Source organism: Pseudoalteromonas sp. S1727, from assembly GCF_005886375.1.
Classification (GTDB): Bacteria; Pseudomonadota; Gammaproteobacteria; order Enterobacterales; family Alteromonadaceae; genus Pseudoalteromonas; species Pseudoalteromonas haloplanktis.
This window is the reverse complement of record NZ_PNDT01000054.1, coordinates 1-24,525: the sequence shown is the minus strand read 5'-3', so window position 1 is coordinate 24,525 and position 24,525 is coordinate 1. Positions and strand designations below refer to the sequence as shown.

The window sequence follows — 24,525 nt, the reverse complement described above, 5'->3', positions numbered from 1 at the left end:
AGTTCAAATGAATAAAATTACCATTAATAGCGCCACTGCACATTTAAGTTCAGCTGCTGTTGCGATAATTTTCTGGCAATGCCCATCGCTTCACGGTTGTCAGCTTGACTATGCAAAGCTGACCCCTCGATCCCTAACTGCCATTGTGGTGAAAGCTGGTAGCGCCAAGTAGCTGTGATCCCTTCGCCATGACTGGCATTTGGGTCAAACGTCCAATCATCTTTGTCAGTAACTTCAAAGTAGTCATAGCGAATAGACAACCTATGCGCTGCCTTTTTGTGGCTTAATAGGATAAAGTGACTATAAAAGTCATTATCAACACCACGGCTCTCGCCCATCGCCGTGTTGCCAGACATAGCTTGTACTATCAGGCGAGTTTGAGCTGTAAATTTATACAACCATGCAACACTTGAAAACCGCGTATCCCACGCATATTGCCCTGTGCTGTAATTTAATGCCGCTGGATCGCCATTATTATCATAATAATAAAAACGAAACTGTGACTTTTTAAGATAGTCCCAATGAATGCCACCATAATAACCAAAGCGACCATCAACTTCTTCAAAAGGCAAAACCTGATTTGCTTGATGTTGCAGCTGAGGTGTATTAAGTGATGCAACGGGTGCAAATGCAACCGCTTCATTAAAGGTTGTTTGTCGGTCATGCATTGCAAATCCACGCCACGCTAAAAGCGTACCTGCGGGATCATTCCCTTTAAATGTTGCACCAACAAACGCAAAGCTATGTTTACTGTTAAAACTGCGACCAGGGCGTTTGATAGTTGCTTCAACCCCCACAGTACGAACCTCCTCACCAATCCAAGAATTAATAGCAGAGTTGGTGTAATTATAAGGAGAGATCCAACCCATATCCGGGTTTTCCAGTGATAATAACGGGTAAAATCCCCCCGCTCTAACATGCCATTTATACTTGCTACTCGTTAGTGGCTGATATTGAAAATAGGCTTGGCTAAAACCTAACGAGGCTTGCGGATCTTGATAAGCATTAACAACCCCATGCGCCGACCAATTAGTACTTAAATCAACCCTAAAATCGATAAGACCCTGCGAAAGTACAATACCATCGTTGTCACTATCGTAACGGTAAAGTCCAACGCCACCTTCTTGCCAACTAAGTTGCGGGTCACCATTTACAGCAGTCAATTGCAGTAATCCCTTAACCTGTGCCAGTGCATTAAAGCTAAATGCTAGCCCTAGTAGGATAAAAGCTAAACTAACCTTATTCATAGTCATCAAATTCATCTACACCAATCGTAATGCGAGGAACAATAACCTGCTTTATTTGATAAACAACCGCTGCGCTACCAAGCGCGATAGTTTTACTTTCGGTTTGACTAATATCGCTAAATCCTTCATGCCATACATTAAGTTCATACTCACCGTGTTGTGGAGTCAGCGCTATTTGTCCTTGAGTATTTGTGATGCCATAAAATGGACTATCAACCACTACTATATAACCCAACATCCAATCATGAATATTACAACCTAGCTCAACAACTCCCGTTTGCTCAAAGCGGATCGGAGCTTGCGGTTGCTCACGGTAAAGCTTTAGTTCAAATGATTTAGCGTTTGAAAACGAATAAACATGATGCATGATTGAATCAGCATTGGGGAATTCAACCTGCGCATTTTGCGGTACCACTAAAACATGAGGAGTAAATTGCCGGTCTTTTTGCGTCATCGTAAAGAGTGAACTCACAGGCAGTGTTTGTAGGGTATGATCAGTTGCAGTTAGCCATACTACCGCATTTGCGAGCGGTTGCTGGTTTTGATCATGAATAGTGATGGTTGCAGCATAGCTTTTACAGCCCATAAAAATGAATAAAGCAGTAATAAATAGTTTGAACATCTGAATGTCTTATTATTTTATTTTTATTCATTATAGACCGATTCAATTGATACTTTGTTAATTTTATTACCAAGATTTAGTTTCAGCTTAGCTGACAATAAATTGAATACGTATGCAACCATCTCGTAATAAAAGCACTGGCGTTTTATGCTAAATGATTCAATTAGGTTACACCTCAAGGAACAGCTATGCGATTACCTTTGCTACTTCTATTAGGATTTTCAAGCGCTTGCTTTGCTAAAGACGCGACAATTCAATCTCCGAATGGAAATATAAAAATAACCATTTCAGATCAGCAAATAATGCCAAGCTATAAAATCAGCTTTAACGGCAAAGATATCATCGAAAACTCAGTGCTTGGTTTTGAATTTAAACAGCAAGCCGCCTTTGCTGAAGGGTTTAAAATCATCGACGTACAAAACACCCAACATGATAGCCAATGGCAACAACCTTGGGGAGAACGCGAAACCGTTATTGATCAGCATAATGAAGTGGCCGTTACTTTTAGCAAATCGGCCCCACACGCAGCTACTTACACCGTACGCTTTAGAGCATTTGATGATGGCGTAGGTTTTCGCTACGAAGTACCTAAACAAGTAGGTTTTGAAAACATAGAAATCACCAAAGAGCTTACTGAGTTTGCAATTGCCGGTGCTGATAAAACCACTGCATGGTGGATCCCGGCGCGTGGCTGGAATCGCTATGAATACGTATATAACACCACGCCATTACACGATGCCGCGTTGGTACACACACCATTTACTTTTAAAAATGCCGATGGAGTGCATGTCAGTATTCACGAAGCAGCGCTAGTTGATTACGCCGCTATGGTGTTAAATCAACGTCGCCCAGGTACTTTACAAGCCGATTTAACTCCTTGGTCTGATGGCATCGCTGTAAAAAAACACGGCGCGTTTAATACACCGTGGCGTACCATTCAAATTGGTGCAAAAGCCGTTGATTTGATCAACTCAGATATTATTTTAAACCTCAATGAACCCAATAAACTCGGTGATGTGTCATGGGTTAAACCAGGGAAGTATGTCGGTATTTGGTGGGGCATGCACATCAATGAAAATACTTGGGGGAGCGGTGAAAAACACGGCGCCACTACCAGCGAGACAAAGCGTTACATGGATTTTGCCGCTAAATACGGTTTTGATGGTGTGTTAGTGGAAGGCTGGAATATTGGCTGGGATGGCGACTGGTTCTTTAATGGCGATGTATTTAGCTTTACCAAACCTTACGATGATTTTGATATTGCTGAACTTACTCGTTACGGTAAACAAAAAGGTGTACAACTGATTGGCCACCACGAAACATCTGGTAACGTTACAAACTACCGCAAGCAAATGGAAGATGCCTACGCACTCTATGAAAAATCCAACGTTAGCCAAGTGAAGACAGGATACGTTGCTGATGGCGGTAATATCAAACGCATTGACGACAATGGTATTGTTCGAAAAGAATGGCATGACGGCCAATTTATGGTTAACGAGTACCTTCACAGTATCAAACTAGCCGCTAAACATAAGCTCAGCATTAATACCCATGAGCCAATTAAAGACACCGGCCTGCGCCGTACGTATCCAAATTGGATCGCTCGTGAAGGTGCTCGCGGCCAAGAATTTAATGCTTGGAGCACACCACCTAATCCACCTGAACATATTCCAATGCTTGCCTTCACTCGTATGCTGGCAGGGCCGATGGATTTTACTCCGGGTATTTTTGATATGAGTTTTAATGGTTTAGGCGCTGATACTAATCGCCCACAAACCACTTTAGCGAAGCAACTGGCTTTATATGTTGTAATGTATAGCCCAATTCAAATGGCCGCTGACTTACCGCGTAACTATTTGGCCAAGCCTGATGCCTTCCAGTTTATTCAAGACGTACCCACTGATTGGCAACAAAGTATCGCTATCGCAGGGGAAGTTGGCGACTACGTAGTATTTGCTCGTAAAGAGCGCAAACGTGATCACTATTCAGGTAACGATTGGTACTTAGGCGCAGTCACCGATGAGCAAGCCCGTAGCATAGAAGTTGAACTCGACTTTTTAGAGCAAGGTAAAAAGTTTGAAGCACACATTTACCGTGATGGTGACAAAGCCGAGTGGAAGAACAACCCTTACGATTTAAAAATCGAAAAACGCGTTGTTACAGCAACAGATAAGCTAACGCTGAAACTTGCCACCAGCGGCGGCACAGCAATTAGATTTAAAGCGCTTTAAAGGTAGCCATAAGTTTTAAGCCGTAAGCTTTAAGTTGCTTACGGCTAAAGGCTACTTAGGTAAATAAATTTGTGCACTTAAACCACCTTCTGGGCGGTTTACTAATTTTACCTTACCACCGTGCATATCGATTATTCGTTTGATAATTGCCAAACCTAAGCCGCTACCTTCACTGCCTCTGGCTGCATCACCTTGTTTAAAGGGTTCAAATACAGTTTCTAGTTCACTCTCAGGAATACCGGGGCCATGATCATTTACCATCACCACAGCGTATTTTTTATCACTGCTGATCGCCGTTTCAACTTCAATATCGCCATCCGAATAACGTATCGCATTTTCAATCATGTTGGTAACAACGCGTTTAATTGCCACCATACTTAAAGGGATATTACTAATACTAGGGTTTTCGCGAAAGGTGATAGTACGTTGATGTTTTTGCTCTGAGTGCACCACTTCTGAAACAATCGCATTAAGATCTTCAAGCGCGAGCTCTTCACGTTTGTGGTGGCGCAAATACTCAATAAATTGATCGATAATGGCATTCATATCTTCAATGTCGTAGATGATCCCTTCTCGCAGGTAGTCTTCTTCATCCGACATCATTTCGGTGGCTAAGCGAATGCGTGTCAGTGGCGTACGTAAATCATGAGACACACCCGCCATCAATAATCGACGGTCATTTTCAAGTGCAGCAATCCCTCGTGACATTTGATTAAATGCCCGTGTTACCTCAATCACTTCAGTTGAACCATGTTCTTCAAGTTTAGTGGAAAAGTCACCAACACCTACTTTAACAGCCGCTTGCTGCAATGCTTTTAATGGTCGATTTAAGTGACGAGCAAAAAGCCAGCCACCAAGCACACTTAAAAAACCGATACTGGATAAATAGAAGGTCAAAAATTCGAGGTTGTTTTCTTTAAAACCAGTCAGAGGAACTTTAACCCAGTAACCAGGGGCTTGCGGTGCTTCAACCCAATATACTAACGGATCTGTTTGGCTTATACGCACTCGGGCAGAGCCATTTAATTGCTCAGACATACTGCGTGATAGCATTGAATACTCACGAGTTTGGCCAAGTCCCTCGCTCATCGCTTGGCGCTGAGTCATGACTTCGATACCCGTTATTTCAAAAAACTTATTCGATACTTCATCGCTGATCTCAACGCCATCTTCCCAATCTATAAACACGGTTTTGATCTGCTTGGCTAAAATCAGATTAACTTGTTCAATGGTCGGTTTAACTACGTATAGACTCACAGTGATGTAAGATACTACTTGGTTGATCAACAATAATGCTGCTACCAAAAACACTGTTTGTCCAAATGCACTCTTGGGAAACATACTCATAGCAGACTATTTTTCACCATCAGGTACAAATACGTAGCCTAAGCCCCACACGGTTTGAATATAGCGAGGATTAGCCGCATCGACTTCAATCATCCGACGCAAACGCGATACTTGTACATCGATACTACGCTCTAGCGCACTGTAATCACGCCCTCTAGCTAAATTCATTAACTTATCACGGCTTAGCGGCTCTCGTGGGTGAGTCACCAACGCTTTTAATACCGCAAACTCGCCACTGGTTAACGACATGGTCTTGTCACCTTGGCTCATTTCTCGCGTGGCTAAATTAAGTGAGAATTCCCCGAACGTAATTTCATTTTCTTCTGCAGCAGGCGCCCCAGGTACTTCTTTTGCGCGACGGCGCAAAATGGCTTTAATACGAGCTAATAATTCGCGTGGATTAAATGGCTTTGGAATGTAGTCATCTGCGCCAAGTTCTAAACCAATAATTCGATCAACTTCATCACCTTTAGCGGTCAGCATTACAATGGGGATTTCATTTTCTTTTTGACGTAAGCGCTGGCAAATAGATAAGCCATCTTCGCCCGGAAGCATTAAATCGAGCACCATTAAGTGAAAGTTTTCACGTTCTAGTAAGCGATCCATTTGTTCTGAGTTGCCCGCTGTACGTACAATAAATCCTTGTTCTACCAAGTAGCGCTCTAACAAGCCGCGTAAGCGCATATCATCATCAACGACTAATACTTTTGTAGTTTCATGTCCCATTAATTTCATTCTTATTGTTTTTACTGTTACTGATTAATATAAATGAAAAACTTGATAATAAAAAACTAATTAGCTCACTAGATTGTTACTGAACATTTCAAGGCACCATAAATATAAAGGATCGTAAAAATCAGCTCGACAAGGCAACGAGATTTTTATACCTTGCGTACGTGTTTCCCAAAGTAAAAATTGCAACGTGAAAACTAATTTAGTCACCCGCGAAGGGTATTTACAACTACAACAAGAACATGATCACTTATGGAATGTTAAGCGTCCTGAAGTCACTAAAATAGTGAGCTGGGCAGCAAGTTTGGGGGATCGCTCTGAAAATGCAGACTATCAATACAATAAGCGTTTACTACGACAAATAGACCGCCGTGTTCGGTATTTGCGTAAACGTATGCCAGATCTAAAAATAATTGATTACTCACCACAACAAGCTGGTAAAGTGTTTTTTGGTGCTTGGGTGGAAATTGAAAATGAGCAAGGTGAAGTGCTTAAATTTAGAATTGTCGGCCCTGATGAGATTTATGACCGCAAAGATTATATTTCCATTGATTCTCCAATGGCACGTGCACTATTAAACAAGCAAGTTGATGATGAATTTTATGTCACAACCCCACAAGGAAAGAAAGAGTGGTACGTTAACAGTATTTACTACCCAGGCTCTTAAAACGTGTAAGACAGAGCAAGCAACACATTCGATTTATTATTCAGATAAGATTAATTATTGGTTGTCTAAAGTGAATTTGTAGACTATAACTAAAGATACTCAAGTCAAGCATTTCGCACTTGAGTTCAGAATTGGAAGGTCGTTGTCATGTCAAACGCAATACATCGCATAATTAGTAATGCCATGTTATTCACACTTTTAGTAAGTGTGAGTTTGACTTCATTTGCGCATGACGTTACCAATTCTAAAGAATTAGCTTCTCCAACCCCACACTACTTTGTTTGTGACACAGCAGAGCAAACTACCCCTGACGTTGACCTAGATACACACGTTGACGGACTCTCTATCAGGGTGCTTCAACCACTCCCTGAGAATACTTTATCACTTTATGTGAGCACTACTTTAACACAACCTTTTAGCCAAGCTTACCAGCGTGGTCCACCAAGTTATTTGATTTAATTTACTGCTTAAAACTTTATTAAATTTAATAACATAATTGGTGATTACTATGACTAACTTTAAAGAGCTTCGTACTCAAAATATTTCTGAAGGCGTTTTATCTCACACTTACCGTGAAACTCAGCCGTTAATTGATTTAACTTCTCCGGCTTTAACTATGGTTAATAATTTCACTCAAAAAGATCCGCTTCGCGCGCATTATGAAACCACCATTGTTGATGCACTAAAACAAATAACCAGTCAACATACCGGTTTTATTTTAGTAATTGATGACCAAGAGAAATTACTAGGGATCGCATCTAGTGCTGATCTACAAAGCTCAAAAGTAATGATTTTAGCACAGCGTTTGAATATTTCTCGTGCTGAAATCAGCTTGCGTCACGTGATGACGCCACTTAGCCACTTAACAGGTGTCAGTATGCAAAGCTTAAGCTATGCATGTGTTGGTGATGCATTACAAACAATGGAGCAAGCCGGTGTTATGTTTTTATTAGTTACTAGTGTACATAATGAAATTTGTGGCTTGATCTCTGCTCGTGAGATTGCAAAAACATTGCAAATCCCTGTTCATATTAGCCCTATCGCCCACTCTTTTAGTGAAGTAATGGAGCATATTGAGCACCCACATTAATTTTTAACTATTTACGTATTTCGTAAGTAGTCATTATCTTTACAGCAAAGGCCTTAAAGCATACTTTAAGGCCTTTTTATTGTGCGTTGCTGTGATATTATTCAGGCAATTCATTACGCCAAAACTCTCGTTCTGGTCTTCAAATTGTTTAATAAGGTTTTTGCATGAGCAATATCTCTGCACGTTTAGCCACTGAGCTGAACGCCCAAGAGCAACAAATTATAGCTGCTACAAAATTACTCGATGAAGGTTCAACCGTGCCTTTTATCGCTCGCTACCGCAAAGAAGTAACGGGCGGATTAGACGATACTCAATTACGTTTACTCGAACAGCGTTTATCATATTTACGTGAACTAGAAGAACGTAGAGCTTTTATTTTAGCAACCATTGAATCTCAAGATAAGCTCACGGCAAGCTTAGCTGCTGATATCAACAATGCAGACAGCAAAACTGAGTTAGAAGATCTATATTTACCTTATAAGGCAAAACGTCGTACTAAAGGGCAGATAGCAATTGAAGCTGGAATTGAACCGCTGGCTGATGCGCTTTTCAACGATGCAACATTAGACCCTGCGCAACAAGCAGCGCGCTACTTAAACCCAGAAGCAGGTTTTGCTGACGAAAAAGCGGTACTTGATGGTGCTAAATTCATTTTGATGGAACGTTTTGCTGAAGATGCAAAATTACTCGCTAAATTTCGTAGTCACATAAGTCAACATGGTCAAATAGAAGCAAGCTTGATCAAAGGTCAAGAACAAGCAGGCACTAAATATCGTGATTACTTTGAGCATCAAGAAGCGCTTAAGAAAATTCCTTCACATCGAGCGCTTGCGATGCTTCGTGCTCGTAATGAAGGTATTTTACAGCTGAGTATTAACCCTGAGCCAAGTTCAGAAAACCCCGCTCAGCTATGTGCAGTAATGATTGCTGATCACTATCGCCTTGATATTAATAACCAAGCAGCTAGCCCATGGTTGCTCACCGTTGTGCAATGGGCTTGGAAAATTAAACTAAGCCTACATCTAGAAAACGAGTTTTTAGCAGCTATGCGCGAAAAAGCCGAAACCGGTGCAATTGATGTATTTGCGAAAAATTTAAAAGACTTATTAATGGCAGCACCTGCTGGCGCACGCACTACACTTGGCCTTGATCCTGGCCTACGTACAGGCTGTAAAATCGCAGTCGTCGATAGCACTGGTAAATTATTGGCGACACAAACAATATTCCCACATGCGCCACAAAATCATTGGGATAAATCAATACGTACGCTAGAACAATTATGTCGCCAGCACAAAGTTGAGCTGATTGCTATTGGTAACGGCACGGCCTCTCGTGAGTCAGACAAACTCGTTGCTGAACTCATCAAAGCGAATAGCGAGCTTAAACTAAATAAGATTATGGTCAGCGAAGCTGGGGCGTCTGTATACTCGGCGTCAGAATTTGCAGCCAATGAATTCCCCGATTTAGATGTATCGTTACGTGGCGCTGTGTCTATTGCACGTCGCTTGCAAGACCCACTCGCAGAGCTTGTTAAAGTAGAGCCAAAATCAATTGGTGTAGGCCAATATCAACATGATGTATCGCAAAGTCAGCTAGGTCAAACGCTCACATCGGTTGTTGAAGATTGTGTTAACTTAGTCGGTGTAGATTTAAACATGGCCTCAGTGCCTTTACTTGCTCGCGTATCCGGTTTGAACAAAACTTTAGCGCAAAACATTGTTAATTATCGCGATGCTAACGGTTCATTCGCTAAACGCTCAGAGCTTAAGAAAGTAGAACGTTTAGGGCCAAAAGCATTTGAGCAAGCCGCGGGCTTCTTAAAAATCAGCAATGGCAGCGATCCACTTGATAAGTCATCGGTTCACCCTGAAGCTTATCCTGTTGTTAAACGTATCTGTGAGAAAAATAACCTTGATGTTACTCAACTTATAGGTAATTCTGAGCTCCTTAATAAGTTAGTCGCTAACGACTACACTGATGAGAAATTTGGCTTACCGACTGTCACCGATATCATCAGTGAGCTTGATAAGCCCGGCCGCGATCCTCGTCCTGATTTTAAAACCGCCGAATTTAAAGCAGGCGTAGAAACCATCAATGACTTGAAGCCTGGGATGATTTTAGAAGGGGTAGTGTCTAACGTTGCTAACTTTGGTGCGTTCGTTGATGTGGGTGTACACCAAGATGGCCTAGTGCATATTTCAGCAATTACTAATAAGTTTATTTCTGATCCGCGCGAAGTGGTTAAAGCTGGCGATATTGTGAAAGTTAAAGTGGTGGAAGTAGATGCCGCTCGTAAACGTATTAGTTTTACCATGCGTTTAGATGATGATATTGATACCAGCAATAAATCAACGCCATCAGTTAACCAAAAGTCGCAAAATAATCGTGGTAATGCTCAGCAACCTCGCGCTGCAAAACCAAAACGCGATACCGGTAATGCGATGATGGGCAATGCCTTTGCAGACGCCTTCGCCAATGCCAAAGTGAAAAAATAGCTCGTAAACAAAAACGCCACAAACTTAGTTTGTGGCGTTTTCAATTTAAATCAGATTTAAAAGTAATAACGTAAAGTCGCTGCTGCGATGTCAGCGTATTCACCTGTGTAACTGTAGGAAGCAGCAAACGTTATTTTTTCAGTAACTGCGTAACTTAAACCTACTTTTAACAGGAGGTTATTTTCACTTTCTTCATCATGTAAGCGTACATAACCAGCACCTACACCATGCAAACGCTCATAACCAAAGCCTGCATTTACTTCAAATTGTTCGGTCAATAAATGTCTAATTTGTGCAGTTATTTCAAAGGAGTCAGCTGTTTCTGAATCTTCATAGTATTTTTTTGAAACATCAAAAACATTACCATCAGATTCAAGTCTATGTATAAGTGTTTCCTCAGTCTTAATCTTACTTTTCCCATATTTCAAGGCATAGTCAACAGAAGTTTCTCTTGAAAAATGCTGAATATACCCAAAGCCAAGGCTATAACGTGTTAGCTCCATATCGATGACACTGCTATATGTATCGATAACATCGCTTGAATAAGTCCCATCAGGCAAAGGTGAAGACAAGTTTTTAGCAACGTATGAATAGTCAGCGCTACTTTGAGAGTACGAGCCTGTAAAATACCAATTTTCAGAAAATTGTTTACTGAGGTTTATAATATACCCACCATAACTAGGCGCACCTGAGCGGTCTACATCCGTTTTATCATAGCTCTTGATGTCCGTTTTTGCATAGCCTACTTCAACATAATCGTAGCTTAAAAGTGATGTTTGGTTTGCCGCAGCGGTGATTGAAAAAAGAGATAAAGCACCTGCGATTACTGCATATTTCATTTAATTGTCTTCCATACTAAAATCGCCACAAAATCTATTTGCAGCGATTGTAATTTTTTATTTCAAGATTAAAAGTAATAACGTAAAGTCGCTGCGATATCTGCATATTCATCAACATAACGGTATGAAGCACCCAAAGTTGCTTTTTCAGTTAAGGTGTAATTAACACCCGCTTTTAACACTAGATTATTATCACTTTCTTCATCATGTAAACGCTCATAGCCAACCCCTGCATTTACTTCAAATTTGTCCGTTAATAAATGTCTAATTTGTATATTGGCTGAAAGAATATCTGCACTATCTGAATCTGAATAACCTTCTTCAGAAGATGAAAACACTTGACCATTAAATCTTTCTTCAACGGTGAAATCAAAATCGGTACTATATTTAAGTTTACCTAAATTAATACTGTAATCTATATTAGTAACTGCCGATAAGCGTTGAATATAACCTGCGCCGAGTTCGATCCGAGTAAATTCAGCGTCGAGTGTCCCTTGTGTATTAAGGGTTGATGTTCCTACATATTCACCATTTTGATAAATATCACGATAATCCTCAGAGACACTATTTGACATCTCATCTGATGTACTCGCATACATACCGGTCAAGTACCAATTATCACTAAGCTGTTTACTGATCTTAACGGCATAACCGTCAAAACTGAGATCATCTAAATCATCTACGTCCATTTTTGCATAGCCAACTTCGACATAGTCGTAACTTAAGCCTGATGTTTGGTTTGCCGCAGCGGTGATTGAAAAAAGCGATAAAGCTCCTGCGATTACTGCATATTTCATTTAATTGTCTTCCATAGTAAAAATCGCAGCAAAAGTAACAGCTTCTTTTTGTTTCTACAACAGAAAAAGCCGCGAATTCACACTCGCGGCTTTTTATCTGATATATGATCAGCTTTCACTGACCGAGCTATTCAATAATCATTATTTACGACGACGCACATTAAGCAGTGGTAGTAGTAACAACATCAAATAACCAAACGAACCACTGTCTTCTTCATCCTCGACTTCAGGATAAATACAGCTACCATCATCGCTATTAGCGTCAGGATCAAAGTTAGTCGCTTCTGGATACGTACAACCCAACTCAATACCATCAGAAATAACCGATAAGGTGAACTCTGTAGTCAACGATTTTGCACCGCTGGTTAATGTCACCATTACTGGAATATTACCGAAGAAATGGGCGGTAGGCTCAATACTAAATGACATACCATCGACAACTACTGCTGCATTTTGCGCCGTAACAGACAGAGTAAACTCTTCGTCAGTCTCACGCGATAATGCAACGTTAATGCCTTCTAGCTTGCCATTTTCGATCACTGTCATATCTGCAAGTTCCACAATCGCAAGATCGCTTGGCGTTACTGTAACCATAAACTCAGTGGTTAACACGTTCTCAGTACCAGTAAGTGTCACAACAACGGGGATTTCACCATAGAAACCAGCATCTGGTTTAAGGCTAAACTCCATACCATTTATTGTCGTTGTTGCATTATCGGCCGCTACAGAAAGAGTAAACTCTTCATCGGTTTCACGTGATAGTGCAACTGTGATTGCTTCAAGTACGCCATCTTCCATAACTGTTTTGTCAGCAATCTCAACAATTTTTGCAGGCGCATCGATGCCATCAGAAATAACCGTTAGCATAAACTCAGTGCTTACTTTATCAGTTGGGTCAGCTTTATCTTGCACGGTTACAGTGACATACGTTTCACCAAAGAAATGTGGATCAGGGATCAGGTTAAATGACATGCCATTTACTTCTGCTGAAATACCTTCACCTGTGATTACAAGCTCATTAGGTGATTGATCAGCATCCAGTACCATCACTTCAATACCGTCAATACGACCATTTTCAGCCACTGTCATATCGTCAAGTGCTGATATTTTCAGGTTGCTTGGTACTGAAACTGAGTGTGTAATTGTTTCAGTGGCACCATTGGCTAATTGATAATCTAGCGTAATATCTTGTAATGTACCTTTCGCTTCAGGCTGTACTGCAACTTTAAAGCTAAGGCTAACTTCACTTTGTTCAGGACCGACATAGTCAAAACACACCACAAGATCATCATGAAGTAATTTATCAAGGTCGTTATAGCCTAGCATTTCAAATAAATTGCCATTTTTAAAACCGGCATTTTTAGAGTACTTACCTTCGCCACCTTCAACAAAAATTGCTCCTTCGGCAACACCTGCACCCAAGTTATCGTATGCAAAAATCATTTCATGCATACCTGGATGGTCATCAATGCCACTACGCAAAATTACTTCATAGTCAAATGTTTCAGAAGTATTACTATCTGTAACATTGTCGAACTCAAGGAACACAAGGTCACCTAAATCAGGACGTTCACTTGCATATTGAGAAGCAAGCGTTAAACCTTTTGGATCTGTTGGATGACGTAAATATTCAACTTCAAACGAACCACGCCAGAACGGTGCTAAGGCTTCTAATAAGAACCCAGGGCCACGATGTTGATCCATTATCCAAGAGTAAGGCGTTAATTGTAAGACACCAACCGCATGCATACGGATTTCATTCATATTAGCTTGGTTGTACAAGTTGAACTTAGCATTATCAAGCCAGAATAACCAATCAGTTGGGACATCAAAGTAATCCTTTGAGCTACCCAAATACCAATCAGCATTAGGCTGCATACCAAACTCTCCATGTAAGTCTATATAACCACCTGTAGAATACTCATCAATCAGTGGAGTGTGACACATTGAATCCGTTACATTCGTTGTAACTTTATATTCTCGCTCCACATTACGAGTATTTAACTGCTCCCCTTTAATCGTAAGTTTATTACCATCAACCGAGATTAATTCATCAACTTCTGGATTGTTACTTTTTAATGTATCACTCGCAAGGCGCAGACCTTCAGGTATATTAACAGTTAAGTCGTAAGCCCTTGGGTGTGATTCTGCATTTGCTTTGAGCTTAACATTTACATCAATAACATCCATGCTACGCGCTTTATCAGCGCTAACATCTAATGTGATCGCATCTTCATCACGGTGTAAATCTAAAGATGTAAACCCTAAGGTTCCTTCAGCTCCTGGCATATCTCCAAGGTCAAAACCACCGTAGTAAATATCACCTTGCTGTGCATCAGCAATATCCCAATTAATGTCTAAGCTATAATTACCATTACCGTCATGAGATGCAGGACCTGACACTGATAAATTGCCAGTATCTGAATCATCCATTACTAACGCATAATGCATTGTGGCTTTGTAGTTTTCACCACGTAAGCCGCCTAGATTAGTCGTTACAACCCAGTATTTACCTGGTACAGGATCAATAATGTTACAATAATTAGCTTCTGAATTACTTGATGAGTAACAAACCATCTCATCATAGAGCGCATTTTTTATTGCACCTGGGTTAGAATCAATTTCCTCTTGTGAAGGGATAAAGCCACCACTATTATTGCGATCAGCACCTATCATTAAGTGCGCATAGCTGCGTTGAAAACGTGGGTCTTGAATATCACCTAATGAAGTCAATTGCTCTGTATCAGTAACCTTTGCAACCAGTCGCTTTGTGCCTTCTGGTACATCAATAAATTGAATATTCCAACCTGTTTCAATGCGATCTAAAGTTACAAAAGGTGCAACCGCTTCGATTTCAAATGAAGATTCTGTTGGCTGTACTAAACCATAATAACGTGGGGTAAATTGACTGTAACTATCAGTATTTACAATTATTGTCTCACTGGCTTTATTTCTCGCCATATGAATTTCTGCTGATAATGGCAGCTCATCTAAGTTATTACTTGCCACAATTGGTAAATGTGCATCTGGTGCAGCGCCATTTATTTCCTTTAACACTACCTTACCATTAAAGGAAGCACCTAAATTTTGAACTATATCCCACGGCTCACCAGCATCAACGGGATCAAGCTTATGTTCAACTACATTAGGCAATGTCATCGTCACCAAAATATCTTGTGACTCGCCCGCTTTAAGATCAAATTGGCTTGGTGTAACAGTTGCAAATACGCCGGCTTCTTCGCGACGACCATCGGCAGTCCATGCTAAGGCTTCTGCATTCCAGCTACCATCTTGGGTTGCTGTCACAGTACGCATCCAACTACACGTTAACTCACAATCCATTTCTACCATTGAAGGTAAGTTCAACCAGTTTGCTATACCGCCATTATTAGGATTAGCAGCTTCATAATCCTCAAGCGGCACATCCATGATCAAGCCTGATTTAGCCGCGTCAGCTACATTAATCGCACCGGCACCCGCCATAAAGTTATAGTAAGGGTCAATCAAACCTGAGTTAGTCATAATCTTTACATTATGTGCAGTCATCATCAGTGCTGATTGCACTTCTGCAGGCGTCCAATCTGGATGAAGTTGCATTAACAATGTCATAGCACCTGTAACATGTGGCGCAGCCATTGAGGTACCACTCATAAATGTCCAATCAGACGCCCGTGGATTTGCTGTAAATGGTTGTTCATCCGCATTTGCAGCGTAAATATCAACACCGGGAGCGGTTAAATCAGGTACTAAGGTATTATTCGTTCTGCTAGGCCCCATTGAGCTAAAGATTGCCAGTTCATTCCCAGCCTCAGGATCAAATGTATATGTATTTACAGCATCAGAAATTGTTGCAATTGCTTCCCCTGTCGGATTAGCCTTTACCCAATTTCTTAATTGTGAACGAACGTTCGCAGCCAAGTGAATACCAGGTATTACATAATTATCAGTCGCAATATCATTCGCTGAATAACTAATATTCTGTAAAATGAAGCCACCAGCACCACCGGCGGCAACATTTTTCGCTTTTTCTACACGTGGTGCATCACCTCGTTCACAAATAACAATTTGATCCGCTGTAAATGTTCCAGCTGGAAATGGTACGTTACATGATGCGGCTGTATAGCTATCTGTCTCATCAGGATCTGCGTAGCTTTCCGCAAGTACTACGGGACCGGTTAAGCCACCTGAAAAACTTTTACCTTCCATGACAGCAGTGCTAGGCGCTTTCTCGCCTTGAAAACCACTTAATGACTTGTCACCAAATGATGAAACACGGTCATGTGTTGATGCACCGACAGTCGTTACCCAAGGTGAAGCATGATCAGCTGTATAGTATGAAGGACCTGAGTTACCAGCAGCGGCAGCAACTGAAATTCCAGCTTTACGTGCATTTAAAAAAGCCAATTCCATAGGATCTTCCCATGGGAATCCCTCAGCACCACCAATTGAGAAGTTAATCGCATCTACGCCATCAGCAATGGCATCCTCAAAAGCAGAAAGAATCGCGGATTCAGGGCAACCAGAATAGGGATCACCCGCATTACCCGCCCAACAGACTTGATAAGCGATAATATGAGCACGCGGAGCCACACCGCTTGTTTGCTCAAAAGAAAATGGCATATTTTCACCATCGCTTACTTTATCACCTGTTGCAGCTTGCAGGGGTGTATCCACTAAAGTGTTACCTGCAGCGGTACTAGCGGTATGTGAGCCATGACCATTATAATCTTCACCATTTTCTGGACGGCGATCATTTCGATCAAAAATATAGTCACTGTTTGCAGCTGTAATTTCAGGGTATGAACGTACGCCTATCAACTTATCGTTACATAGAGTTTCATCCACTTCGCAATCACCGACAAAGTTACCTGCACCAAACGGATTCATCTTGGCGTACTCTGCGTCGCTAGCAAAGGCTGGATGGTCAGTATTGATACCGGTATCTATAATACCCACAACCATGCCTTCACCCTTTGCTGCAACGCCGCCGATATCATTATTGCCTTGCCAAATTTGCTCAGCACCAATGAATTCAGGTCCGCGATCTGTGCGCAGTTCAAAAATGCGGTTAGGGGTAATACGTTTCACACCACTTTGCTGCGCAAGTAACATTGCGTCTTGCTGTGTCATTTCAACAACTGCGGCATTATTTGCCAATGTAAATTGTTTCTTAACTTCTATACTTGCACCCTGACCTCGAGCGTTACTTAAGATAGAGGTTTGGCGTTGTTTCAAATAATTTTGATAAGAGCGAACATCTTTTGAAGCAAGATTTACTCGTTCTTTCACCATAACTGAACGTGTTTGTTTAACGGCGGTCGCAGCATAACCTTGTAATTCACCGTTATAACTTGTAACGGGTGCGTCATCTAATTGCACAATATAAGTCTGCAATCCTGTAACACCGTCTTGTGGCTGAAAAACATTTTCTGGCTGCTGGCTTTGATATTGTTGGTTTAATCGACCAACACTGCCTCGTAATAGACCTGTGTTTGGGTTTGCTTCTTTTTGCGCTTTATAATTTGCGATATCTTCAGCTGTAAATGTAGGTTCATATAAACTTGTATTCGGCACTTTCTTAAAACCTGGCTCTGCTGCCGCATAACCAGTGGCTCCCACATAAATTGCAGTCAAAATTGCGAGAGAGCTTTTCTTTAAGTGCATTTTCTTATTATTGCACGGTTGCATATTCATCCTATTAAATTCGTTTGTTAGGCAGATATCCTGCTTTGAATTATTCCTGTTAATGCTAAATACATTTAGCAAGGATCAGATATACAGAGGGTTGTTTTAACGGTCAATTTTACAAAGCACCGAAAAACACACAAAATTAACAAACCAACAACAACAAAGTCACACCCGGCGCAGTTTTCGTGCAAATATATAACAAATGTATCTTTTTGTATCTATATAACCTAGTTATTTAAAAAAGTAATTTAGTATTAAAAAGAGTTATATAAAGAAGGATTCGCAGATTAAGTTTGCTCGCAAACCCTTTTAAAATAACTAAAACTTAATGTTGCGGATACTATTGAGAAACACTGGAGGTTACTGGTTTATTTTAATTTCACTTTTTAAGATTCAAAGGCAGGTATTACAAGAAAGTTTATATAGTCGCAGAAAAGCCTGATTGTCCATAAGGTGAGATCGCCGCTTGATAAAACTGTGCAATGCGTACCGCACGCTGATCAACCTCACTATCACGTTTAGTGATTTCTGATGTCGTAGACTCTACGGGCTCATCTATTTCCAATGCGTCTTCGGTCTTGAGTGACGCAGCTTGAGTATTATTTTCCCCTTCTGTATTTGTTAACTCAGCCTGCGCTGCAGCAAGCTTTTGCGTTGCATCAGCAGCAATTGCGCGATCAGCGCCAGAAGGTTCTGCTGGTGCGAGTGCCGCGGCACGAACCGTTTGCATTTTTTCTATCGTGGCTTGTGGATCACCTTCAATTTCAGCAACGTCTATTTGTACTTCACCACCAACAGCGTAATTAGTACCATCGGGGCCACGCTGATATTCATAGCTAGGAGAGCCGGCGTATTGACCACCAACAGAGGCATGCGCTTGTTCATGAATCCGCACTTCTGTATCACGCGCTTTAAGCTCTTTTATTTGCTCAGCATCTTGCTGTTCTTGTTGTGCCGTTTGCTCTTGTTGTTGCGCTTCTTTTTTAGCGTCTTGCTGCTCTTCACTTTGCTCAGGATCTTGCTGTGCATCACTTTGCTGACGCTCTTGAATTACCTTTTCGTCAGCAAGTTTCCCTTTAGCATCATATGTGGCGTTTTCGTTAGTGCCAGGCTGCTTTGCTTTTTCATTATCGCCAAGGGCTTTATTTTCAGCATTACTTGGTTTTGTAGCGGCTGGAGGCGGAATAACTTCACGCAGCTGATTGTCACGCCTAGCCGTTTCTGTATAAACATTTGCGGTGTTTATATTAATACTTGGAAATGGCGTGACAATATTCATGGTTAGTTAAACTCGCACATCAATTAAAGTGCCCAACACTTCATCGGCGGTTTGAATTGATTGCGTATTGGCTTTGGCATTAAACTCTTCAACTTTTAAGTTTACCAAAGCCTCGTCTATACGGGCAGGCTGCGATACCGGCGCAGTTACGGCCTCTTCTGGGCGAGCGGCTTGTAGTTGACGCTGCTGAGCCAGCTGAGCATCATCTTGTTGTTCAATGCTGGCGCGATTTATTTCGGCGCTGGCTTTTTCAATACCCTGACTGGCACGATTAAAGCCTTCAACACCGTTATTAAATACAGATCCGATTGGCATGCTACACCTCCACCAATTGTAGATTGATTAATTATCGCTCATAAAACAGCCAAAATAAAGCTTTCCTACGGAGTTTTTCGAGCCTTTCTAGAGTTACTTTTTAAAGCATTGATTTGATGGCGGATAAAAATTCTCTTTTATGAGAGATAAAAGGTGCGTGGGATGCTTTATCTATCACTTCGTACTCAAAGTCACTGTTTAATGCCTGCATTTTAGCTACAGCGCGGTATGGAACCAACGCATCTAAGCGACCAAACACAGCGCGAATTGGCACCGGGCAACTGGCAAAAGCCTCACGTAAATCATCACGCTGCAAAATATCTAAACCACCACTTAAGGCACTTCCTTGCGGGGCTGGGTATTCATTTAACAGCTTTTTCAGTTGTCTTATATCATCACGAGCACTGTCACTGCCCATAGCTTGGATCGCCAAAAACCGTTCTATGGTTTTTTCACGATGCGTGACTAACTGCTCTTTAAAAGCAGCTAATACATTAGTTTTGATGCCAGGCCAATCATCACTCTCTGCAAAAAATGGGGTTGACGCAATTAAGAGTACTTTGGCTACTTTTTCAGGCCAATGTTTCGCAATATACATTGCAAATAAGCCCCCCAGTGACCAACCCATTAGCGTCGAATTGGCCTGCAACTGCTCACTTAACTGCTTTGCGGCATCATGTAAATTGTAAGGGAGCGGACATTGGTGGTTATTCCCATACCCAGGTAAATCTAAACACCGTACAGTCCCGCTGTGTAAAAACTCTAACTCAGGTAAAATCACTTGCCACACACCTTGGTTCATTCCCCAACCATGTAATAGCACTAACTCATTTTGCATTTTAGCAAACCCTCATCCAAACTTAGGGCCCATAATAGCGTTTAAAGGAATGAATGCAATGACTGCTTGTAAGCAATATATTCGACAGTTAGGTGATTGGTTTTTCCCTTCCTTTTGCGTGCAATGCCAGCACGTTGTTAACAGTGATTCTAGCCTATGTGAGCAATGCTTAGCAGACTTGCCACTACTCGATTTACGTAAACATCCGAATTTATTGTATCGCCCTGATATAGTCGAGCTGTTCCCAGATTGCCAGTTCGATCATCTATTTGCTTGTGCTTGGTATCGTTCTCCATTTGATAGCTGGCTTACACAACTAAAATTCAGTAATCAAATCCATTATAAAAAAGCATTATCGTTAATTATTAGCCTACAACTAGCCATTAGTAAGCAGCATTGTGAGGTGTGGCCTGAGCTTTTTATTATTTTACCTTTGCATCAGCAACGCTTTTTAAAGCGAGGTTTTAACCAAGTTGCACAATGTTGGCTGCCATGTTTAGTTGATGAAAACATTGATAGCCATAGTTTACAGCGCACGAAAAAAACACAAGCACAGTCATCTCTCAGTAAGACCAAGCGGATTAAAAACTTACAGGAGGCATTTATGTGTAATACCGATATGACAGGAAAAACCGTTGCTATTATTGATGATGTGATGACGACAGGAGCCACACTTAATGCCGCTACTGTCGCACTTAAAAATGCTGGAGCTAAGCAAGTTTGGGCTTTTGTAACCTGCTTAACACCATTAGGATCTAATACTTAATCAGCATTCGCTCTAAATGTATGACCAAAGAACAATGCATTGCTCAATAATCGGCTAGTACCATACCAATACCCTCTAAATACAGGATTATCTGTCATACCTATTACATTGCCGCGCCCATAAGAGTGAGCGACCAAACCTGCTGCACCAGCAACTTGCTCCACATTTACGTCATCGGTGAAACCAGCAAGTAACGGATTCTGTGTGTACTGCAATACATTTACAAACGGTGCAGATGACATTTCCAATAACCAGGTACTATTTTTAAATACTGGTAAAGTGTCACGCTGTAATGAAAAAGTGAGTGGGTGAGTTAAATCAACTTTTGTATTAAAGATTGCCCCAGCGATACGCTGGCGCCCTGCTAGGTGATCTTTATCGCCATAATGCAAGCCATCCGTTTTGAAGGCGCTGGCAACATCCCGGCGTGATAAATAAGAGGTTTTTAAAAGTTGTTGATCGACTAAGAACTTCGCTCCGCCTTTATGTCCCCAGATAACGCCACCTTTACGCACCCAAGTTTTAAGTGCCACTTTGTCAGCATCTGACAACTGATTATAGTTACCATGCGCCAAAACAATATGACTGTAGTCACTAAGCTCTAAATTACCCAAGCGCTCCATTTCAACTATGGTAGGCGCTACACCTACAAAGCGGTCTAAGTAATACCATACTTCACCGACTTCATATTGGCTCGTTCCTTGTCCGCCGACCAATAACACTTTAGGTGCTTTAACTACCGCAAGTGTTCGTGATCCTAAATCGGCTCCTTGTGAGGTCAAGCCTGAAGTAATTGGCGTAATAGCAATACCAAACTCAGTTTGAGCACTGTTTAATAACGACACCCATTGTGGATTTGTTTGGATCCCTGCAGGAACAATAATACTGCCCGCAGCAAACTCTTCTGTGCTTGTAAGCGACTTAGCCGATAATGGACTTAATGCAACACGTGCTTGTACACCTTGCTGCAATAACTTATTAAGCATTTTTGGTGCTAAGTAATTATCCCACTTAAAGCCAAACGCATACTGCGCATTCAAGACTGGAAATTGCGGTTGTTGTGGTTGCTGCCATGCATCATTGCTAACATCCAAGCCCCAACCACTTTTTATCGCCGCAAACTCTAAGTTAAAAGCATGAGCCAAGGTCCAACCTGAAACGTCATAAAATGTATTATCAACAAAGCGTTTTTGTTCACTAAAAATGGCTTTTACTAAACGAAATTGTGGCTGTGCAAGTGGGACAAAATAGCTTGATGCTGAAAAACTCTTACCATCTGCTTTTACTGCTTTATTAAGAGGGTATGCCTGAATTTGATGCTGTTTTAGTAAGTCTAAAAACAACGCCATGCGCGCAGTATCAGCACCACCTTGAACTACGTACCCTTTATAATCTTCATCATTGGCAAGCTCGATAGCATGATTATAAAAACTGGCTTGATAATCAAGTAATGCCTGACGGTTATCTATCGCGGCCTGAAATGTAGATAGACTGGTAAGCAGCTGATTCTTAATTGTGAAAGGGAAAGTTAAAGTACCGTTTTGTGTTTCCTGTACATGACCCCGCGAGCTAGCTTGTTCAAATAAAATGCCCACACCGCCGTTTACATCTGGATAGGTAGAGCCTTTGCCATAGTAAAAGTCATCAAAGCTTTCTTCAGTAAAATATAACGCATTATGTTCATCTAATGTTTTTGCATGGTAGTTACCGATCGCTTTAGTGAGGCTCACATTTTCATCCGGCGTAATTGGGTGTTTGCGCGATGGGATGCCTGGCTGAAAGAAAAAAGTGCTGTTTGGCCCCATTTCATGAAAATCAGTTAAAATATTAGGCTTCCAATGATGAAATTTGGCAATTCGTGCCCGTGATTCAGGGTGTTGTAATAACAACCAGTCACGATTTAAATCAAACCAATAGTGGTTAGTACGGCTACTAGGCCAACTTTCAATATGCTCTCTAGTTTGTGGATCAGACGATAAGTTCATGCCTCGGTTACTATTCGCCCAATTCGCAAAGCGTGCTAAACCATCGGGGTTTAATGAAGGATCGAGTAAAATAACCGTATTATTTAATAATGTATCAATTTCTTTACCTTGTGCAGCAGCTAAATAATACGCCACCAACAAGGCTGAATTACTACCTGATGATTCATTACCATGGACGCTATACCCCATCCATACTACCGCAGGTTGATCGGTCTCTTTGGCTTTTTCTGAGTCAACTAAACGCGCTAAATGCGCCTGACGTAGTTGCTCTACATTTGCTAACTTATTAGCAGCAGTGATAGTAAGCATCACCAATGGACGCTGTTCATGAGTACGGCCAATCACTTCAAAGTTAATTCGGTCACTCTTGTCTGCCAATATCTCCATATAACGTACAAGTTGATCATGACGTACGTGCCACTGCCCGACTTCATAACCTAAAACCTGCTCTGGGGTAGGAATTGTTGGATCAAATTTCACATCATTATTAAAATAATAGGAAAGCGGTTGCGCTAAACAAGAAAAGCTCAGCAATAGTGTAAAGATTGTTATTATCAAACGCATAGAAAACACTCAGTTAATGATCAATGTTTGCACGCTACCATTGCTTAAAATAGATGCCAAATTTTTACGCTCAACACTGGCGACAACGCGATGAGCGGAGTATGATACTCAGTATCTAGTCAAGAATAGTCTGAATTCCGTTTTATGATATCTATTTCCGAAACCGCACAATCACATTTTGCAAAATTATTAGCTGACCAAGCTGAGCAAACAAATATTCGTGTATTTGTTGTAAACCCTGGCACATCACAAGCGGAATGTGGTGTTTCGTATTGCCCTGAAGATGCAGTAGAAGCCACTGACATTCGCCTTCCTTTTAACGGTTTTGATGCTGTTGTTGACGCTGAAAGCGCGCCATTTTTGGAAGAAGCTGAAATTGATTTCGTTACCGATAAAATGGGCACGCAGTTAACACTTAAAGCCCCAAATGCCAAAGCCCGTAAAATAGGTGATGACGCAAGCCTGAACGAGCGTATTCAACACATGCTCGAAACTGAAGTGAATCCTCAGCTTGCTAATCATGGTGGTCAAGTAAGTCTTGTTGAAGTAACGGCTGAAGGTATTGCTGTTCTACAATTTGGCGGTGGCTGTAATGGTTGTTCAATGATCGACGTTACGCTAAAAGAAGGCATTGAAAAAGAGATGGTAGCAAAGTTTGATGAAATCACAGGTGTTGCTGATATCACAGACCACAAAGCTGGTGACCATTCTTACTATTAATCGCCCATCATAATGTTAAAGCAGCTGATATATCGCTTAGGCTCTGAACCTAAGCTCAGCTTAAAGCGCTTTTTACGCGGCCTAGCACTGTTTGTGCTGGCCGTGTTATTTATTGCCCTCGGCTATTATAGCCACTACAGCTTACAAATCATCGGCTTAGTAATTTTAATCATCGCACTGTTCTTCGCAGCGTGGGGTTACCTTGGTATTTTTGCTAATCGATTCTCGCAGGTTCTAGATAGGCAAAATTCACGCCCAGAAGAAGATCCTGATCTTTGGAAGTAGGTTCTAGGTTCTATGTTC

General features: G+C 41.3%; 19 protein-coding genes. 8 read left to right on the top strand and 11 right to left on the bottom strand.

Annotation, left to right across the window (positions count from 1 at the left end):
* Window positions 1-23: 23 nt before the first annotated feature.
* On the bottom strand, window positions 24-1,253 hold the full coding sequence (locus CWB85_RS13475; RefSeq protein ID WP_138555169.1) for a hypothetical protein: 1,230 nt from the start codon (window positions 1,251-1,253) through the stop codon (window positions 24-26).
* A complete protein-coding gene (locus CWB85_RS13470; protein ID WP_016710154.1) occupies window positions 1,240-1,869 on the bottom strand; it encodes a methylamine utilization protein in 630 nt (209 codons plus the stop codon). Before CWB85_RS13470 ends, CWB85_RS13475 begins: the two co-directional genes overlap by 14 nt.
* A gap of 188 nt (window positions 1,870-2,057) precedes the next feature.
* Here CWB85_RS13470 and CWB85_RS13465 point away from each other — a divergent pair, with 188 nt between their 5' ends.
* On the top strand, window positions 2,058-4,100 hold the full coding sequence (locus CWB85_RS13465) for a glycoside hydrolase family 97 protein (RefSeq protein WP_138555168.1): 2,043 nt from the start codon (window positions 2,058-2,060) through the stop codon (window positions 4,098-4,100).
* A 51-nt stretch (window positions 4,101-4,151) separates the two neighbouring features.
* Here CWB85_RS13465 and envZ read toward each other — a convergent pair whose 3' ends face one another.
* Window positions 4,152-5,447 carry a two-component system sensor histidine kinase EnvZ gene (envZ, locus tag CWB85_RS13460; protein WP_016710152.1) on the bottom strand — a complete coding sequence of 432 codons (1,296 nt, stop codon included), beginning with the start codon at window positions 5,445-5,447 and terminating at the stop codon, window positions 4,152-4,154.
* Window positions 5,448-5,453: 6 nt separating this feature from the next.
* A complete protein-coding gene (ompR, locus tag CWB85_RS13455) occupies window positions 5,454-6,173 on the bottom strand; it encodes an osmolarity response regulator transcription factor OmpR (protein ID WP_029216262.1) in 720 nt (239 codons plus the stop codon).
* Window positions 6,174-6,369: 196 nt separating this feature from the next.
* Between ompR and greB the strand changes: the two genes are divergently transcribed.
* The 4 genes from greB to CWB85_RS13435 all read left to right on the top strand — a co-directional run bounded on the left by greB (window position 6,370) and on the right by CWB85_RS13435 (window position 10,431).
* Complete coding sequence (gene greB, locus CWB85_RS13450; protein ID WP_138555167.1) at window positions 6,370-6,846, top strand: transcription elongation factor GreB; 477 nt, start codon at window positions 6,370-6,372, stop codon at window positions 6,844-6,846.
* 147 nt (window positions 6,847-6,993) lie between these two features.
* Window positions 6,994-7,305, top strand: a complete 312-nt coding sequence (locus CWB85_RS13445) for a hypothetical protein (protein WP_138555166.1) — start codon at window positions 6,994-6,996, stop codon at window positions 7,303-7,305.
* A gap of 49 nt (window positions 7,306-7,354) precedes the next feature.
* Window positions 7,355-7,936 (top strand): CBS domain-containing protein, encoded by a 582-nt coding sequence (locus CWB85_RS13440; RefSeq protein ID WP_016710148.1) that lies wholly within the window; start codon window positions 7,355-7,357, stop codon window positions 7,934-7,936.
* A 164-nt stretch (window positions 7,937-8,100) separates the two neighbouring features.
* Window positions 8,101-10,431 carry a Tex family protein gene (locus CWB85_RS13435; RefSeq protein ID WP_138555165.1) on the top strand — a complete coding sequence of 777 codons (2,331 nt, stop codon included), beginning with the start codon at window positions 8,101-8,103 and terminating at the stop codon, window positions 10,429-10,431.
* 56 nt (window positions 10,432-10,487) lie between these two features.
* Here the strand turns inward: CWB85_RS13435 and CWB85_RS13430 are convergent, their stop codons facing one another.
* The 6 genes from CWB85_RS13430 to bioH form a co-directional block, all read right to left on the bottom strand.
* Window positions 10,488-11,270, bottom strand: a complete 783-nt coding sequence (locus CWB85_RS13430; protein WP_016710146.1) for an outer membrane beta-barrel protein — start codon at window positions 11,268-11,270, stop codon at window positions 10,488-10,490.
* Window positions 11,271-11,338: 68 nt separating this feature from the next.
* Window positions 11,339-12,067 carry an outer membrane beta-barrel protein gene (locus tag CWB85_RS13425; protein ID WP_016710145.1) on the bottom strand — a complete coding sequence of 243 codons (729 nt, stop codon included), beginning with the start codon at window positions 12,065-12,067 and terminating at the stop codon, window positions 11,339-11,341.
* A 141-nt stretch (window positions 12,068-12,208) separates the two neighbouring features.
* Complete coding sequence (locus CWB85_RS22975; protein WP_138555164.1) at window positions 12,209-17,755, bottom strand: S8 family serine peptidase; 5,547 nt, start codon at window positions 17,753-17,755, stop codon at window positions 12,209-12,211.
* Between the two features lie 418 nt (window positions 17,756-18,173).
* Window positions 18,174-19,034, bottom strand: coding sequence for a putative metalloprotease CJM1_0395 family protein (locus tag CWB85_RS13415; RefSeq protein WP_138555163.1), 861 nt, complete (start codon window positions 19,032-19,034; stop codon window positions 18,174-18,176).
* A 6-nt stretch (window positions 19,035-19,040) separates the two neighbouring features.
* Window positions 19,041-19,349 carry a hypothetical protein gene (locus tag CWB85_RS13410; RefSeq protein WP_016710141.1) on the bottom strand — a complete coding sequence of 103 codons (309 nt, stop codon included), beginning with the start codon at window positions 19,347-19,349 and terminating at the stop codon, window positions 19,041-19,043.
* Between the two features lie 100 nt (window positions 19,350-19,449).
* Window positions 19,450-20,187 (bottom strand): pimeloyl-ACP methyl ester esterase BioH, encoded by a 738-nt coding sequence (gene bioH / locus CWB85_RS13405; protein ID WP_138555162.1) that lies wholly within the window; start codon window positions 20,185-20,187, stop codon window positions 19,450-19,452.
* 58 nt (window positions 20,188-20,245) lie between these two features.
* Here bioH and CWB85_RS13400 point away from each other — a divergent pair, with 58 nt between their 5' ends.
* Window positions 20,246-20,953, top strand: a complete 708-nt coding sequence (locus CWB85_RS13400) for a ComF family protein (protein WP_138555161.1) — start codon at window positions 20,246-20,248, stop codon at window positions 20,951-20,953.
* Here CWB85_RS13400 and CWB85_RS13395 read toward each other — a convergent pair.
* The gene (locus CWB85_RS13395; protein ID WP_016710138.1) at window positions 20,950-23,502 is read right to left on the bottom strand and encodes a M14 metallopeptidase family protein; all 2,553 of its coding nucleotides are present in this window, start codon (window positions 23,500-23,502) and stop codon (window positions 20,950-20,952) included. The two genes, CWB85_RS13400 and CWB85_RS13395, sit on opposite strands and share 4 nt — an antisense overlap.
* 144 nt (window positions 23,503-23,646) lie before the next feature.
* On the opposite strand from CWB85_RS13395, the gene nfuA reads away from it, so the two are divergent.
* Complete coding sequence (gene nfuA, locus CWB85_RS13390) at window positions 23,647-24,222, top strand: Fe-S biogenesis protein NfuA (protein ID WP_138555160.1); 576 nt, start codon at window positions 23,647-23,649, stop codon at window positions 24,220-24,222.
* Window positions 24,223-24,234: 12 nt separating this feature from the next.
* On the top strand, window positions 24,235-24,507 hold the full coding sequence (locus tag CWB85_RS13385) for a hypothetical protein (protein WP_138555159.1): 273 nt from the start codon (window positions 24,235-24,237) through the stop codon (window positions 24,505-24,507).
* Window positions 24,508-24,525 lie beyond the last annotated feature (18 nt).

Coding starts and splice junctions, on each gene's coding strand:
- CWB85_RS13430 (WP_016710146.1), bottom strand. CDS start 11,270: ATGAAATATGCAGTAATCGCAGGTGCTTTATCTCTTTTTTCAATCACC.
- CWB85_RS13470 (WP_016710154.1), bottom strand. CDS start 1,869: ATGTTCAAACTATTTATTACTGCTTTATTCATTTTTATGGGCTGTAAA.
- nfuA (WP_138555160.1), top strand. CDS start 23,647: ATGATATCTATTTCCGAAACCGCACAATCACATTTTGCAAAATTATTA.
- CWB85_RS13445 (WP_138555166.1), top strand. CDS start 6,994: ATGTCAAACGCAATACATCGCATAATTAGTAATGCCATGTTATTCACA.
- CWB85_RS13415 (WP_138555163.1), bottom strand. CDS start 19,034: ATGAATATTGTCACGCCATTTCCAAGTATTAATATAAACACCGCAAAT.
- bioH (WP_138555162.1), bottom strand. CDS start 20,187: ATGCAAAATGAGTTAGTGCTATTACATGGTTGGGGAATGAACCAAGGT.
- CWB85_RS13400 (WP_138555161.1), top strand. CDS start 20,246: ATGACTGCTTGTAAGCAATATATTCGACAGTTAGGTGATTGGTTTTTC.
- CWB85_RS13425 (WP_016710145.1), bottom strand. CDS start 12,067: ATGAAATATGCAGTAATCGCAGGAGCTTTATCGCTTTTTTCAATCACC.
- CWB85_RS22975 (WP_138555164.1), bottom strand. CDS start 17,755: ATGCAACCGTGCAATAATAAGAAAATGCACTTAAAGAAAAGCTCTCTC.
- CWB85_RS13435 (WP_138555165.1), top strand. CDS start 8,101: ATGAGCAATATCTCTGCACGTTTAGCCACTGAGCTGAACGCCCAAGAG.
- CWB85_RS13385 (WP_138555159.1), top strand. CDS start 24,235: ATGTTAAAGCAGCTGATATATCGCTTAGGCTCTGAACCTAAGCTCAGC.
- CWB85_RS13475 (WP_138555169.1), bottom strand. CDS start 1,253: ATGACTATGAATAAGGTTAGTTTAGCTTTTATCCTACTAGGGCTAGCA.
- CWB85_RS13440 (WP_016710148.1), top strand. CDS start 7,355: ATGACTAACTTTAAAGAGCTTCGTACTCAAAATATTTCTGAAGGCGTT.
- envZ (WP_016710152.1), bottom strand. CDS start 5,447: ATGAGTATGTTTCCCAAGAGTGCATTTGGACAAACAGTGTTTTTGGTA.
- CWB85_RS13410 (WP_016710141.1), bottom strand. CDS start 19,349: ATGCCAATCGGATCTGTATTTAATAACGGTGTTGAAGGCTTTAATCGT.
- ompR (WP_029216262.1), bottom strand. CDS start 6,173: ATGGGACATGAAACTACAAAAGTATTAGTCGTTGATGATGATATGCGC.
- CWB85_RS13395 (WP_016710138.1), bottom strand. CDS start 23,502: ATGCGTTTGATAATAACAATCTTTACACTATTGCTGAGCTTTTCTTGT.
- CWB85_RS13465 (WP_138555168.1), top strand. CDS start 2,058: ATGCGATTACCTTTGCTACTTCTATTAGGATTTTCAAGCGCTTGCTTT.